Source organism: Streptomyces sp. NPDC045695 (assembly GCF_056432025.1).
In genome coordinates, this window is the sequence record NZ_JBWKJU010000023.1 from 60,118 (window position 1) to 74,182 (window position 14,065).

The following is a 14,065-nucleotide window of genomic DNA, read 5'->3' on the forward strand; positions in this document are numbered from 1 at the left end:
CCGCGCAAGGCCCCGTACGGCCCTCTACGCCCCGGACCGGGTCCCCGGGTCACCCCCGGCACGGGAAAGCCCCCCGGGCCCTTGCGGCGCCCGGGGGGCTTTCGTCCGTACGGAGGGACGCGGTACGGCTCAGACGAGGTCGCCGCCCGGGAGCTCGACCTTCGCGCCGAGCTCGACGAGCTTCTCCATGAAGTTCTCGTAGCCGCGGTTGATCAGGTCGATGCCGTGCACCCGCGAGGTGCCCTCGGCCGCCAGCGCCGCGATCAGGTACGAGAACCCGCCGCGCAGGTCCGGGATGACCAGGTCGGCGCCCTGCAGCTTGGTGGGGCCGGAGACGACCGCCGAGTGCAGGAAGTTGCGCTGCCCGAAACGGCAGGCCGAGCCGCCCAGGCACTCCCGGTACAGCTGGATGTGCGCACCCATCTGGTTGAGCGCGGAGGTGAAGCCGAGGCGGGACTCGTAGACCGTCTCGTGGACGATCGACAGACCGGTGGCCTGCGTCAGGGCCACCACGAGCGGCTGCTGCCAGTCGGTCTGGAAACCGGGGTGTACGTCGGTCTCCAGCGCGATGGCCTTGAGCGGACCGCCCGGGTGCCAGAAGCGGATGCCGTCGTCGTCGATCTCGAACGCCCCGCCGACCCGGCGGAAGGTGTTCAGGAAGGTCATCATCGAGCGCTGCTGGGCGCCGCGCACATAGATGTTGCCGCCGGTGGCCAGGGCCGCGGAAGCCCAGGACGCGGCCTCCAGGCGGTCCGGGAGGGCCTTGTGGTTGTAGCCGCCGAGGCGGTCGACACCGGTGATCCGGATGGTCCGGTCGGTGTCCATGGAGATGATCGCGCCCATCTTCTGCAGGACGCAGATGAGGTCTTCGATCTCCGGCTCCACCGCGGCGTTGCTGAGCTCGGTGACGCCCTCGGCCAGTACGGCCGTCAGCAGCACCTGCTCGGTCGAGCCGACCGAGGGGTAGGGCAGCCGGATCTTGCAGCCGCGCAGGCGCTGCGGGGCCTCCAGGTACTGACCGCCCTCGCGCTTCTCGATGGTCGCGCCGAACTGGCGGAGCACCTCGAAGTGGAAGTCGATCGGCCGGCCGCCGATGTCGCAGCCGCCCAGGCCCGGGATGAAGGCGTGGCCGAGGCGGTGCAGCAGGGGGCCGCAGAACAGGATCGGGATGCGCGACGAGCCCGCGTGGGCGTCGATGTCGGCGACGTTCGCGCTCTCGACGTGCGAGGGGTCGAGCACCAGCTCGCCCGGCTCCTCGCCGGGACGGACCGTCACGCCGTGCAGCTGGAGGAGCCCGCGCACGACCCGCACGTCACGGATGTCGGGAACGTTGCGCAGCCGGCTGGGTTCGCTGCCGAGCAGAGCGGCGACCATGGCCTTGGGCACGAGGTTCTTCGCACCGCGGACACGGATCTCGCCCTCAAGCGGGGTACCGCCGTGGACAAGCAGGACATCGTCTGTGCCGGTCATGAATCTCGCGTTCCGGAGTGGGGTGGGCAGGGGGCCAGGGAAAAGGGTAAGGGCCATCACCCCCTTGTTCGTAAGGCAGACGCGGCCGGAGGACTGTCATGAATGCGGTACAACACCCTCCGTACCGGCCACATGGCGGAGCGTTGCCTTCCGCCGGCGGACCGCTCAGGGCCGTCCGTGCGCGCTCCTCCGCGCTGACGTGCGCCTCGGACCGCGGGCGATCCGATCTTCCGGGCCGCTCCCCGCAAACGGCGAATGTGCGGGATCATGGCGGCATGACCGAGGTGTCCTCCCTCACAGGGCGGTTGCTCGTGGCCACCCCCGCCCTCGCGGATCCCAATTTCGACCGAGCGGTGGTGCTTCTGCTCGACCACGACGAGCAGGGCTCGCTCGGCGTGGTCCTCAACCGGCCCACCCCCGTGGGCGTCGGTGACGTCCTGCTGCCCTGGGCGCCCCTGGCCGGCGCCCCCGGCGTGGTCTTCCAAGGCGGCCCCGTGGCGCTGGACTCGGCCCTCGGGGTGGCCGTCATCCCGGGCGAGGAGGGCCCCCTCGGCTGGCGCCGGGTGCACGGGGCGATCGGCCTGGTCGACCTGGAGACACCGCCGGAACTGCTGGCCGCGGCCCTGGGCGGACTCCGGATCTTCGCCGGCTACTCGGGCTGGGGCCCGGGCCAGCTGGAGGAGGAGGTGGGCGACGGCGCCTGGTACGTGGTGGAGTCGGAGCCCGGTGACGTGTCCTTCCCCGACCCGCAGCGGCTGTGGCGGGCGGTGCTGCGCCGCCAGCGCAGCGACCTCGCGATGGTCGCCACCTATCCGGACGACCCGTCGCTCAACTGACGGGCCCGGGGTTAAGTACCCTGGGTCCATGAGCACTCTTGAGCCCGAGCGCGGGACTGGCACGGGGACCCTCGTAGAGCCGACGCCGCAGGTGTCGCACGGTGACGGCGACCACGAGCGCTTCGCCCACTACGTCCAGAAGGACAAGATCATGGCGAGCGCGCTCGACGGGACCCCCGTCGTCGCGCTCTGCGGCAAGGTCTGGGTACCGGGCCGGGACCCGAAGAAGTACCCGGTCTGCCCCATGTGCAAGGAGATCTACGAGTCCATGGGCCCCGGCGGGGACAAGGACAAGGGCGGCAAGGACAAGTAGTCCGGCCCCTGCTCCGGACTGCTCTCTGCTGCCCTGCTCCGCCCTGCTCTCTGCCCTGCCCCGCCCTGTCCCGCAGGTTTCACGGGCCCGAGGCCCCCGGTGCGCTCTGGCGCGTCCGGGGGCCTTTGCCGTGCCCGGTCGGCGCGTTAGGGTCGGCGCGACGAGCGCTCTGTGGAACGGGTGTTGCACAGGGTGCAACGCGCTGCCGCGAAGGGCTCACGCATGGACCTGATCCCCGCACCCCGGGTCGCCGTCCTCGACGAGGACGGGCTCCGCTACGCGTTCGGCCCCGAGCCGGCGCTCGCCACCGGCCCCGGCACACACGGCGTGGCGCGCCTGCTGCGCCGGGACCTGGGTGCGGCCACCGGCTGGAGCCTGCCGGCCGCCGCACCCGGCGCGGCCGCGGACCTGCGGCTGCGCCTGGACCCGGAGCGAGGTGAGCGGCTGGGGCCCGAGTCGTACGGGATCACCGTCGACGCCACGGGCGTCGAGCTGGCGGGGGCGAGCGAGGCCGGGCTCTTCTGGGGCTTCCAGACGCTGCGTCAGCTGCTGGGGCCGGACGCCTACCGCAAGGCGCCCCTGCCCGGGCGTGCCTGGAGCCTGCCCCACGGGCGGATCGCCGACGGCCCCCGCTTCGGGTGGCGCGGACTGATGCTCGACGTGGCCCGGCACTTCCTCCCCAAGGACGGGGTGCTGCGGTACATCGACCTGCTCGCCGCGCACAAGCTCAACGTGCTGCACCTGCACCTGACGGACGATCAGGGCTGGCGCATCGAGATCAAGCGCCACCCGCGCCTCACCGAGGTCGGCGCGTGGCGGGCGCGCAGCCGGTGGGGACACCGGGCCTCCCCGTTGTGGAACGAGACCCCGCACGGCGGCTACTACACCCAGGACGACATCCGCGAGATCGTCGCGTACGCCGCCGAGCGGCACGTACGGGTGGTCCCGGAGATCGACGTACCGGGGCATTCGCAGGCCGCGATCGCCGCGTACCCGGAGCTGGGCAACGGCGACGTGGTCGACACCTCGGCGCTGGAGGTGTGGGACGACTGGGGGATCTGCGAGAACGTCCTCGCGCCCACCGAGGCCGTGCTGCGGTTCTACGAGGGGGTCTTCGAGGAGCTGCTGGAGCTGTTCCCGGCGGAGGTCTCGCCCTTCGTGCACGTGGGCGGGGACGAGTGCCCCAAGGCGCAGTGGAAGGCCTCCCCGGCCGCGCAGGAGCGGATCCGCGAGCTGGGCGTCGACGGGGAGGACGGTCTGCAGTCCTGGTTCATCCGGCACTTCGACGGCTGGCTCGCCGAGCGCGGGCGGCGGCTGATCGGGTGGGACGAGATCCTGGAGGGCGGGCTCGCGCCGGGGGCGGCCGTGTCCTCGTGGCGCGGCTACGCGGGCGGCATCGCCGCCGCCGAGGCCGGGCACGACGTGGTGATGTGCCCCGAGCAGCAGGTGTACCTGGACCACCGTCAGGCGGGCGGCGCGGACGAGCCGATGCCCATCGGGTACGTGCGCTCGCTGGAGGACGTGTACCGCTTTGAACCGCTCGCGCCGAAGCTGTCGGCGGAGGCGGCCGGTCATGTGCTCGGCGCGCAGGCCAACGCGTGGACCGAGGTGATGCAGGACCAGAACCGGCTGGACTACCAGGTGTTCCCGCGCCTGGCGGCCTTCGCGGAGGTGGTGTGGTCGCCGCTGCCGGAGCCGCACCAGCGGGACTTCGCCCGGTTCGAGGACCGGATGGCCGCCCACTACGCGCGGCTGGACGCCCTGGGCGTCGGCTACCGGCCGCCGGGCGGCCCGCTGCCGTGGCAGCGGCGGCCGGGGGTGCCCGGGCGCCCGATCGAGGGTGCGCCGCCGAACGCATGACGGGAAGCGGAACTGTCGGAACTCTCTCCCGATGTCCGGCTATACGGGGAAAAACGGGCGATCGGTGGGAGCTGTGCGGGGCGGGTTCCACCGGGGCCCGCCCGGGCGACCCTCGCGCCGGGCGGCCCGGAAGATGTGCCAGAGTTGCCACGTCCCGGCGGTGAGCACGTACCGTACGGCGGACAGGCGTGAGCGCCGGGACCGGGACATCGGGAAGGGGCAGCTGGGTTGACCACGCACGCACCGCACGCACCGCACGCACAGGATTCATCTCAGCGGGCCCAGGGGCCCCAGGCGGCGCAGTCCGTGACGCTGCCGGCCTCGCTCGACGAGGCCGTGGCGGCGCTCACCGCCATGCCCGCCGCCGTCCCCGTCGCCGGGGGCACCGACCTCATGGCCGCCGTCAACGCGGGGCTGCTGCGGCCCGCCGCGCTGGTGAGCCTGGGCCGGATCAACGAGATCCGCGGCTGGCAGTACCAGGACGGCCACGCGCTGCTCGGCGCGGGACTCACCCACGCCCGGATGGGGCGGCCGGATTTCGCCGCCCTCATCCCCGCGCTGGCGGCCGCCGCGCGCGCCGCCGGGCCCCCGCAGATCCGCAACGCCGGCACCCTCGGCGGCAACATCGCCACGGCCGCGCCCACCGGTGACGCCCTGCCCGTGCTGGCCGCGCTGGAGGCCGTACTGGTGATCGTCGGCCCGGAGGACCGGCGCGAGATCCCCGTGTCACACCTGCTGGCCGGCCGCGAGATGCTGCGGCCCGGTGAGCTGATCGGTTTCGTGCGGGTGCCGCTGCTGCACGCGCCGCAGGTGTTCCTGAAGGCCACGGGGCGTACGGGGCCGGGGCGCGCGGTGGCGTCCGTGGGGCTCGTACTGGACCCCGCGCGCCGGGGTGTGCGCTGTGCGATCGGAGCGGTCGCCCCGATGCCGCTGCGGCCGCTGGAGGCCGAGCAGTGGGTGGCCTCGTTGATCGACTGGGACGACGCGCGGAGCCTGGCCCCCGAGGCGCTGGAGGCCTTCGGCGAGTACGTCGCTGCCGCCTGTGTGCCCGACCAGGGGGAACCGGTGGCTCCGGGCGTACTGCATCTGCGGCGGACGGTGGCCGTGCTGGCGCGCAGGGCCCTGGGTAGGGCGCTGAGCTCATGAGCGAGAACGAGAACGAGAACCAGAACGTGACCCAGGGGAACGGCACGGCGGGCTGGGGCTGGGAACCCGTCCCGCAGGGCGGCGAGTACGACTCGGACGCCACGGCCTTCGTGAAACTGCCGCAGGACATGCTGGACGCGCTCGGAACGGGCGAGCCCCTCGCGGCGCCCGGCCACGGCTACGTGCCGCCGCCGATGATCGTGCCGCTCGGCTCGGCCAGCACGGATCCGACGGCCACCGGTACGTGGACCATGCCGGTGCAGTGGCCGGAGGCGGCGGGCTCGGCTCCGGCCGCTCCGGCGCCCGCGCCCGGCGCGGGGTCCGGGTCGTCGGTGGGCGGGCCGATCCCGGCGTCGATCCCGATCCCGGCGTCGGTGGCCGCGGCGTTCGCCGAGGCGGAGCCGGAGCCGGCGGGTGCGCCCGTGACCGATCCGGGGGCGACGGCCGAGTGGCGGTTCCCCGGGGCGGGACAGGAGCCCGAGGGGGCGGCCGCGGCTGCCTCCGCGGCTGCGACTACGGCAACCGGGCAGTGGGCCGTTCCCGACGTCCAGGGGGACTTCCGGCCGAGCGCGCTGGACGGCGACTGGAGCCAGGCCCCGGCGACCCTGCCGGGCGGCGCAGCGGCGCCCTGGGCTTACCTGACGCAGCAGTCGGCCGGGGACGCGGACCCGGGCGTGCTTCCGGGTACGGACGAAGCGGCGGCCGCCGCCGCCACGGCGCACGCCGCCGGGCGGCAGCTCGGGGGACCCGGAGCGGGCGCCCTCGGGCGCGGCCCGCGGGTGCTGGGCGGGCCCGGTGTGGGCACGCCGCTCCCGGAGGGCGAGCCGGCGCATCCGGCCCCGCACGACATCGAGGCCGCGCACGGCCCGGCGGGGGAGCAGGCGGAGGACGTCCGCGCCGCCGAGCACGGGGAGTACGGGGAGTACGCGGGGCACGCCGAGCACGCTGAGCCGGCGGGGTACGGGCCGTACGCGGGGCACGCCGAGCAGGCGGAGCACGCGGGTCCGGCGCACGCCGGTTCGGCGCAGGGCGGGACCGACGGGCACGGCTTCATGGCCTTCGGGCACGCGCCGCCTGCCACATCTGACGCGCCTGCCACACCCGACGCGGTTGCCGAGCCCGTTGCGGCGGGCGAGTCCGACGGACCTGCCGTCGCCGTCGCCGCCGTCGCTGCCGGTCAGCCGGTGGCCCCCGGCGGCCTGGACCTCTTCGGCGGAGTGCGGGCCGAGGCTGCGCCCGCCGCCGTGACGCCGGCCGCCGAGCCCGCGCCGGAGCCGGGAGACACCGACGGGCGGGGCTTCGCCGGAGCGGGGCCGGTGCCGGGGGAGCTCCCGGCCGGCCGTACTCCGGGTGAGGACACCGCCGACAGCGTTGTGGAACTCCCGGACGCGGGGAGCGGCGAAGGTATCCCGGCCGCGGTGCCGACGTACGAAGAAGAAGCGGCAGCCGAGGCCGTCGCCCATCACGAGCACCCGCACGCCTCTTACGTCCTGCGCGTCAACGGCGCCGACCGCCCCGTCACCGGTGCCTGGATCGGCGAGTCCCTGCTCTACGTGCTGCGCGAGCGCCTCGGCCTCGCCGGCGCGAAGGACGGCTGCTCGCAGGGCGAATGCGGTGCCTGCGCCGTGCAGGTCGACGGCCGGCTCGTCGCCTCCTGCCTGGTGCCGGCGGCCACGGCCGCGGGGAGCGAGGTCCGGACCGTCGAGGGTCTCGCGACGGGCGGGGAACTCTCGGACGTGCAGCAGGCGTTGTGCAGGTCGGGTGCGGTGCAGTGCGGATTCTGCGTGCCCGGCATGGCCATGACCATCCACGACCTGCTGGAGGGCAATCACGCCCCCAGCGAGCTGGAGACCCGCCAGGCGCTGTGCGGCAACCTCTGCCGTTGCTCCGGCTATGCGGGGGTCATCGGCGCCGTGCGCGAGGTCGTGGCCGAGCGCGGGGCGGCGGCCGCCGAGCCCGCGGCTTCGCCCGAGCCCCGCATCCCGCACCAGGCAGCGCCCGGCGAGGGCGGCATCCACCATGGAGGCACGGCGTGAGCGGGCAGGACGCGGCGACGGCGACGACGACGGTCGGCACCACGGTGACGGCACTGGCCGCCCCGGCCGAGGCCTCGGAGCAGGGGGTACCGCGCGGAATCGGAGCCTCCGTCCCGGCCGCCGACAGCCGCGCCAAGGCCGAGGGCACCTTCCCCTACGCCGCCGACCTGTGGGCCGAGGGCCTCCTCTGGGCCGCCGTGCTGCGCTCCCCGCACGCCCACGCCCGGATCCTCTCCATCGACACGACCGCCGCCGCCGAGATGCCCGGCGTCCGCGCCGTGGTCACCCACGCCGACGTCCCCGGCGCCACCACGCACGGCCGCCGGATCGCCGACCGGCCGGTGTTCGCGCACGACGTCGTACGCCACCACGGCGAGCCCATCGCGGCCGTCGCCGCCGACCACCCGGACACCGCCCGCCTGGCCGCGGCCGCGATCGCCGTCGAGTACGAACTCCTCGACCCGGTCACCGACCCCGAGCAGTCCTTCGGCGCCCCCGCCCTGCACCCCGACGGCAACCTGATCCGGCACATCCCGCTCCGTTACGGCGACCCGGAGGCCACCGGCGAGGTGGTCGTCGAGGGCCTGTACCGGATCGGCCGCCAGGACCCCGCCCCCATCGGCGCCGAGGCCGGGCTGGCCGTACCGCGCCCCGACGGCGGCGTGGAGCTCTACACCGCCTCCACCGACCCGCACGTCGACCGCGACCTGGCCGCCGCCTGCTTCGGCCTGGACCCCGACCGCGTGCGCGTGGTCGTCACCGGCGTGCCGGGCGCGACGGCCGACCGCGAGGACGCCGCGTTCCAGCTCCCGCTCGGCCTGCTGGCCCTGCGCACGGGCTGCCCGGTCAAGCTGGCCGCCACCCGCGAGGAGTCCTTCCTCGGCCACACCCACCGCCACCCGACCCTGCTGCGCTACCGCCACCACGCGGACGCGGAGGGCCGGCTGGTCAAGGTCGAGGCGCAGATCCTGATGGACGCCGGCGCGTACGCCGACTCCTCCGCGGAATCCCTGGCGGCGGCGGTGGCCTTCGCCTGCGGCCCGTACGTGGTCCCGCACGCCTTCGTCGAGGGCTGGGCGGTACGCACCAACAACCCGCCGTCCGGCCACGTCCGCGGCGAGGGCGCGATGCAGGTGTGCGCCGCGTACGAGGGCCAGATGGACAAGCTCGCGGCCGCCCTCGGCATCGACGGCGCCGAACTGCGCATGCGCAACGTCCTGGCGACGGGCGACCTGCTCCCCACCGGCCAGACGGTGACCTGCCCGGCCCCCGTGGCGGAACTGCTGCGCGCGGTCCGCGACGTCGACCTGCCGGCCCTGCCGAAGGACACCCCGGAGGACGAGTGGCTGCTCCCCGGCGGCCCGGAGGGCGCGGGCGAGCCCGGCGCGGTACGGCGCGGGGTCGGCTACGGGGTCGGCATGGTGCACATGCTGGGCGCGGAGGGGACCGACGAGGTCTCCACGGCCACCGTGAAGGTGGTCGACGGCGTGGCGACGGTCATCTGCGCGGCCGTCGACACGGGCCAGGGCTTCGCGACGCTGGCCCGCCAGATCGTCCAGGAGGTCCTGGGCGTCGACGAGGTGGCGGTGGCCCCGGTGGACACCGACCAGCCGCCGGCGGGCCCGTCGGCGCACGGCCGGCACACGTGGGTGTCGGGCGGCGCGGTGGAGCGCGCGGCGAAGATGGTCCGCACCCAGCTCCTGCAGCCGATGGCGCACAAGCTGGGCATGTCGACGGAGCTGCTGCAGATCGCGGACGGCCGGATCACGTCGTACGACGGCGCGTTCTCGATGCCGGTCACGGAGGCCATGGCCGGTAAGGAACTCTGGGCGACGGCCCAGTGCCGCCCCCACCCGACGGAACCCCTGGACGGGGACGGGCAGGGCGACGCGTTCGTGGGCCTGGCCTTCTGCGCGATCCGCGCGGTGGTGGACGTGGACATCGAGCTCGGCTCGGTACGGGTCGTGGAGCTCGCGGTCGCCCAGGACGTGGGCCGCATCCTGAACCCCCGCCAGCTGGAGGCCCGTATCGAAGCGGGCGTCACGCAGGGCATCGGCGCGGCCCTGACGGAGAACCTCCGCACGGTCTCCGGCCTGGTCCGCCACCCGGACCTGACGGGCTACGCCCTGCCGACGTCGCTGGACGCCCCGGCGATCCGCATCGTCAAACTGGTCGAGGAGCGCGACGTGGTGGCGCCGTTCGGCGCGAAGGCGGCGAGCGCGGTCCCCGTGGTGACGACGCCCGCGGCGGTGGCCTCGGCGGTGCGTGCGGCCACGGGCCGACCGGTCAACAGGCTCCCGATCAGGCCATCGGCGGCGGTGGCTGTTCCCAACTCGTGACGGTGTGACCCGCATTGCACGTGCAACCCTGGACTTGGGACTGTCGGTACCGGTCGCTAGAGTGATCGGTGAGAGTGCGCACGTGTGCGCGCGAACTCGTGCGAACGGGTGCGAACGGGGACGGGTGGCGGCGCTTTGCGCGCCGCGACTACGGGGAGACGGGGAGGCCAACGTGGCAGACGACAACGGGGCGAGCCTGGTGGGAGCGAGCCTCGCGCTGGGGCTGGGGGGTCCGATGGGCGCGCTCGCAGGCGCTGCCTACGGGGCGGCCGCCGCGGCACTGAAGGTCCAGTACGACGACTTGAAGGCCTATCAGAAGCTGGTGGACGGACTCCTGACGAAGCTTCAGGAATCCCCGGCGCACCACGGCAAACTGGCCGACGGCACGCTGCCGGCGGGTGCCCTGGGCAAGGGCTTCCCGCAGGCCGAGAAGCTCTACAAGGCGTACAACACCGTCCACTCGGAGCTGCAGAAGCTGTCGAAGGGGCTGGCGGTGCAGATCGAGGCTCTCGGCATCGCCATCCAGTCGGCCGGGGGCGGCTACAGCGAGGTGGACGAGGAGACGAAGCGGCGCATGGCCCTCCTCGCGAAGCAGGCCCATGACATGTACAACGCGAAGCGTGACCCATACGCGGACAAGACGGGCAGCGGCGGAACGCAGGACCCGGCGAACAGCCCGCAGCCGAACGCGACCGAGAAGGGCATCGTTTACGGATGAGCGAGTTTGAGGGCTACACGCACGCGCAGCTGTACGCGATGGTCGCAGCGATGGACCCGGACAAGGCCCATCACTGCGCGACGCAGCTCACCGAGGCCGCCAAGGCGATCGAAGAGATCGGAAACAAGCTCAAGGACCACAAGGTCAAGGGCTGGGAGGGCGAAGCGGCCGACGCCTTCCAGAACTGGGTGAACAAGACGGGCAGCGCCACGCTGGTGCTGGCCGAGTACAGCGCCGCCGGCGGCAAGTACATGGCCGAGTCCGCCCAGATCATGCGCGAGGTCAAGCCGACCGACTACGGCGCGGGCAACATGCCCAAGTACGACGCGTCCGCGGAGGCGGCCCTCAAGCAGAATCTCGCGACGTCCCGCGAATACCACAACGACCCGGACGCGGTGAAGCTCGGCCAGGAGGCCTGGTCGAAGCTGAGCGGCGACCACGCGCGGGCCGTGGACGCGATGACGAAGCTGGCCGGGTCGTACGAGAAGTCGTCCCAGCAGATGGAACAGGCGACGATCCCGACGTTCCCGCCGCCGCCGAAGGTTCTCGTGCCGGAGGGGGTCGCAAGCGATACCGACATGGCTCGCTCGAGTTCCGCGTCGGGGAATTACACAGGAGGCTCCTCCTACGGATCGTCCTCGGCACCGAGCGGCAGTGGCTCTGCGAACGAGCCGGGCTGGGTGCCAGGGCACCAACCGAAGCCGGATGGCACGCCGCCGTCAACTTCTGTACCGCTGATCCCGGACCGTAACGTCGGCGTGAACATCGACTCCGTCGGCACGCTCCCGGACCGGACTGTGCCGCCGGTGACGACCACGCCCGGCCCGCTGCCCACAGGCCCGGGCCCCGTGGGTCCCGTCCCTGGCCCCTTCGCCCCTCCTGTGGGTCTCCCGCCGGTCGGCGGCGTGAAGGGGAAGGGCCTCGGTCCGGGCACAGGCCCCGGCCTCGGCCCGTACCCGACCCTGACCGGCCCCAACGGTCCCGGGGGTGGCAGGGTCGGCGGTATGCCGCCGGGCATGCCCCCGCGTGACACCGGCATCATGGGCGGTCGTCCCGTGAAGTCCAACGGTCCCAACGCGGGCATCCCGCGTGGCACGGTCATCGGTGAAGGTGCTCAGGCAGGCCGCGGCATGGGTGGCCCGATGGGCGGCGGCATGGGCGGTGGCGCTCACGGCGGGGCGGGCCGAGCGGCTGCAGGCCGTCGGCTGGCCTCGGAGCCGGGAGGCATCGTCGGTGGGCGTCAGTCTGCGGCCGGTCGCCCGGTCGCTGGCGGTCAGCCGTTCACCCAGGGCGGCTCGGGGCTCGTACGAAACGGTGCTGTTGGCGCCCCGGGTGCGCACGCTCCGGGTAAGCGGCGGGACGACCAGGGTGGCGAACGCCCCGACTACCTGGTCGAAGACGAAGAGACCTGGCAGGGCAACCGTCGTGTTGCTCCGCCGGTGATCGACTGAGCAGAACGGACGTTGCACGGGATGCGCATGCGTAAGGCGACCTCGGCCCTGGTGGGTCTGCTGCTGGCCGGGGTCGCCGCGACCCCGGCCCACGCGGACTCCATTCGATCGCAGCAATGGCATCTAGACGCCATGAAGGCGGACGACATCTGGAAGATCAGCACGGGTAAGGGCGTCACCGTGGCGGTGATTGACTCGGGCGTCAACCGCATTCCGGAACTGGAAGGGCAAGTTCTCGCAGGTAAGGACTTCGAACCGGACAGCGTAGAGGGTGACGAGAGGACGGACGTCAGCAGCCACGGCACGACCATGGCCGCAGTCATTGCGGGCAGCGGAAAGCACCCAAGCGGTGATGGCGCCTTTGGGCTTGCGCCCGGAGTCAAGATCCTCCCGATTCGCGTGCCCCATGAGACGAGTCGGGCAACCCCGTCGTGGGTCGCTGCCATTCGGTACGCGGCAGACTCAGAGGCCAAGGTCATCAACATTTCCCTGGCCTTGGACGGTACGCCCCAGGATGACGAAGCGCGTCGCGAAGCAGTGAAGTACGCGCTCTCGAAGGGGAAGCTGATCTTCGCTGGTACCGGGAATGACGGGAAGACCGAACTTCTCTACCCGGCTGCGACGCCGGGAGTCGTCGGCGTGGGAGCGGTGGACCCCAAGGGTGAGCCGACCAAGGAGTCGCAGCACGGCCCCCAGGTGGATATGGCAGCGCCTGGTAGCGACATCGTTACGGCTTGTGCCGGTAAGACCGGGCTCTGCAAGTCTTCTGGTACCAGTGACGCGACCGCCCTCGCGTCTGCCTCCGCTGCCCTCGTCTGGTCTGCCCACCCCGACTGGACCAACAACCAGGTCCTCCGCGTGCTGCTGAACACCATCGGCAAGCCCGTCGACGGCTCCCAGCGCAACGACTACGTCGGCTACGGCCTGGTCCGGCCCCGTGCCGCCCTGCAGACGCCCGGTGACCCCGGTCCGGCGGACGTCTACCCGCTGCCCGACCTGGCGGCGGCGGACGCGGCCAAGAAGCCCTCGGCCTCGCCCGACGGCAAGGCCTCCGACTCGGCGGCATCCAAGCCCGCTCCGCAGGCGGAGGAGAAGAAGAGCGGCAGTTCCCTCCCCTGGATCGCCCTGGGCCTGGGAGCCTGCGTACTCATCGGCGGAGCCGTGACCGTGGTCGTCGTGCGCCGCATCCGCTAAGCACCTGCCTGACCAGCTCGACCTACATGATCTGACCGCACCTGACGGGGGAGTTCACGCGATGTCGTTCGACGAAGAGTGGTCGGCGGCGCGCGCCACGGCCGCGGCCAACGTCTCGATGCGGCTCAATCAGGCCCCGGCCGATCCAGGCGGCGGTGGTGGTCTGGAGTTGAACCAGGACCACATCGGTGCGATCGGCTCCGAGGCGTACAAGCTCCGCTCCCCCTGCAGGCCGACGGCAAGCACGCCGCCACCTCCTCAACACCACCTGGGAGAGCCAGGTGAAGACCCTTGTGGCGGCCTGCGCGAACATCTCCAACGGTCTGAACTACTCCCTCTCCTCCCACGCCAAGGACGAGCAGCAGCTCCGCACAGACTTCACCGCGTCCGCGATCGACAAGTACCTGAGGTAGGGGCCGGGGCATGCTGACGTATGACAACGTGTTGCACGCGCCTGTGGACAAGCTCCAGGCGGCGGTCACCGACTGGACGGCGATGGCGGGCAAGCTGGACGAGATGGCCGAGGCGGCTCGCAACGGCATGAAGGCCAAGTCCGACAAGGCCGAGTGGAGCGGAGTAGCTCCGGGTGCGCACGCTCCGGGTATGCGGCGGGACGACCAGGGTGGCGAACGCCCCGACTACCTGGTCGAAGACGAAGAGACCTGGCAGGGCAACCGTCGTGTTGCTCCGCCGGTGATCGAC

12 protein-coding genes are annotated in these 14,065 nt (G+C 72.8%); 11 read left to right on the plus strand and 1 reads right to left on the minus strand.

Annotated elements, in window-relative coordinates:
• Positions 1-129: 129 nt before the first annotated feature.
• Positions 130-1,470, minus strand: coding sequence for a UDP-N-acetylglucosamine 1-carboxyvinyltransferase (gene murA, locus AC07DU_RS29180; RefSeq protein ID WP_453374055.1), 1,341 nt, complete (start codon positions 1,468-1,470; stop codon positions 130-132).
• 275 nt (positions 1,471-1,745) lie between these two features.
• On the opposite strand from murA, the gene AC07DU_RS29185 reads away from it, so the two are divergent.
• From AC07DU_RS29185 to AC07DU_RS29235, 11 genes are all read left to right on the plus strand, one after another.
• Positions 1,746-2,306 (plus strand): YqgE/AlgH family protein, encoded by a 561-nt coding sequence (locus AC07DU_RS29185; RefSeq protein ID WP_360899714.1) that lies wholly within the window; start codon positions 1,746-1,748, stop codon positions 2,304-2,306.
• 28 nt (positions 2,307-2,334) lie between these two features.
• The gene (locus AC07DU_RS29190; protein WP_030010729.1) at positions 2,335-2,619 is read left to right on the plus strand and encodes a DUF3039 domain-containing protein; all 285 of its coding nucleotides are present in this window, start codon (positions 2,335-2,337) and stop codon (positions 2,617-2,619) included.
• Between the two features lie 222 nt (positions 2,620-2,841).
• Complete coding sequence (locus tag AC07DU_RS29195; protein ID WP_479114678.1) at positions 2,842-4,479, plus strand: beta-N-acetylhexosaminidase; 1,638 nt, start codon at positions 2,842-2,844, stop codon at positions 4,477-4,479.
• Positions 4,480-4,707: 228 nt separating this feature from the next.
• Complete coding sequence (locus AC07DU_RS29200) at positions 4,708-5,625, plus strand: FAD binding domain-containing protein (RefSeq protein WP_479114680.1); 918 nt, start codon at positions 4,708-4,710, stop codon at positions 5,623-5,625.
• Complete coding sequence (locus tag AC07DU_RS29205; RefSeq protein WP_479114683.1) at positions 5,622-7,661, plus strand: (2Fe-2S)-binding protein; 2,040 nt, start codon at positions 5,622-5,624, stop codon at positions 7,659-7,661. The genes AC07DU_RS29200 and AC07DU_RS29205 overlap by 4 nt, the downstream gene beginning before the upstream one ends.
• 44 nt (positions 7,662-7,705) lie before the next feature.
• Positions 7,706-10,000, plus strand: a complete 2,295-nt coding sequence (locus AC07DU_RS29210) for a xanthine dehydrogenase family protein molybdopterin-binding subunit (RefSeq protein WP_479114728.1) — start codon at positions 7,706-7,708, stop codon at positions 9,998-10,000.
• Between the two features lie 172 nt (positions 10,001-10,172).
• On the plus strand, positions 10,173-10,718 hold the full coding sequence (locus AC07DU_RS29215; RefSeq protein WP_479114685.1) for a hypothetical protein: 546 nt from the start codon (positions 10,173-10,175) through the stop codon (positions 10,716-10,718).
• Between the two features lie 50 nt (positions 10,719-10,768).
• Positions 10,769-12,169 (plus strand): WXG100 family type VII secretion target, encoded by a 1,401-nt coding sequence (locus AC07DU_RS29220; protein ID WP_479114687.1) that lies wholly within the window; start codon positions 10,769-10,771, stop codon positions 12,167-12,169.
• Positions 12,170-12,190: 21 nt separating this feature from the next.
• Positions 12,191-13,363 (plus strand): type VII secretion-associated serine protease mycosin, encoded by a 1,173-nt coding sequence (gene mycP / locus AC07DU_RS29225; protein ID WP_479114689.1) that lies wholly within the window; start codon positions 12,191-12,193, stop codon positions 13,361-13,363.
• Positions 13,364-13,644: 281 nt separating this feature from the next.
• On the plus strand, positions 13,645-13,776 hold the full coding sequence (locus AC07DU_RS29230) for a hypothetical protein (protein ID WP_479114691.1): 132 nt from the start codon (positions 13,645-13,647) through the stop codon (positions 13,774-13,776).
• A gap of 10 nt (positions 13,777-13,786) precedes the next feature.
• Positions 13,787-14,065: hypothetical protein (locus AC07DU_RS29235; protein ID WP_479114693.1), on the plus strand; the 279-nt coding region annotated here is incomplete at its 3' end.

What these genes read in the sequence shown, in the direction of transcription:
- AC07DU_RS29190 (WP_030010729.1), top strand. Translation starts at nt 2,335, where the DNA reads ATGAGCACTCTTGAGCCCGAGCGCGGGACTGGCACGGGGACCCTCGTA.
- murA (WP_453374055.1), bottom strand. Translation starts at nt 1,470, where the DNA reads ATGACCGGCACAGACGATGTCCTGCTTGTCCACGGCGGTACCCCGCTT.
- mycP (WP_479114689.1), top strand. Translation starts at nt 12,191, where the DNA reads ATGCGCATGCGTAAGGCGACCTCGGCCCTGGTGGGTCTGCTGCTGGCC.
- AC07DU_RS29185 (WP_360899714.1), top strand. Translation starts at nt 1,746, where the DNA reads ATGACCGAGGTGTCCTCCCTCACAGGGCGGTTGCTCGTGGCCACCCCC.
- AC07DU_RS29205 (WP_479114683.1), top strand. Translation starts at nt 5,622, where the DNA reads ATGAGCGAGAACGAGAACGAGAACCAGAACGTGACCCAGGGGAACGGC.
- AC07DU_RS29220 (WP_479114687.1), top strand. Translation starts at nt 10,769, where the DNA reads ATGGACCCGGACAAGGCCCATCACTGCGCGACGCAGCTCACCGAGGCC.
- AC07DU_RS29195 (WP_479114678.1), top strand. Translation starts at nt 2,842, where the DNA reads ATGGACCTGATCCCCGCACCCCGGGTCGCCGTCCTCGACGAGGACGGG.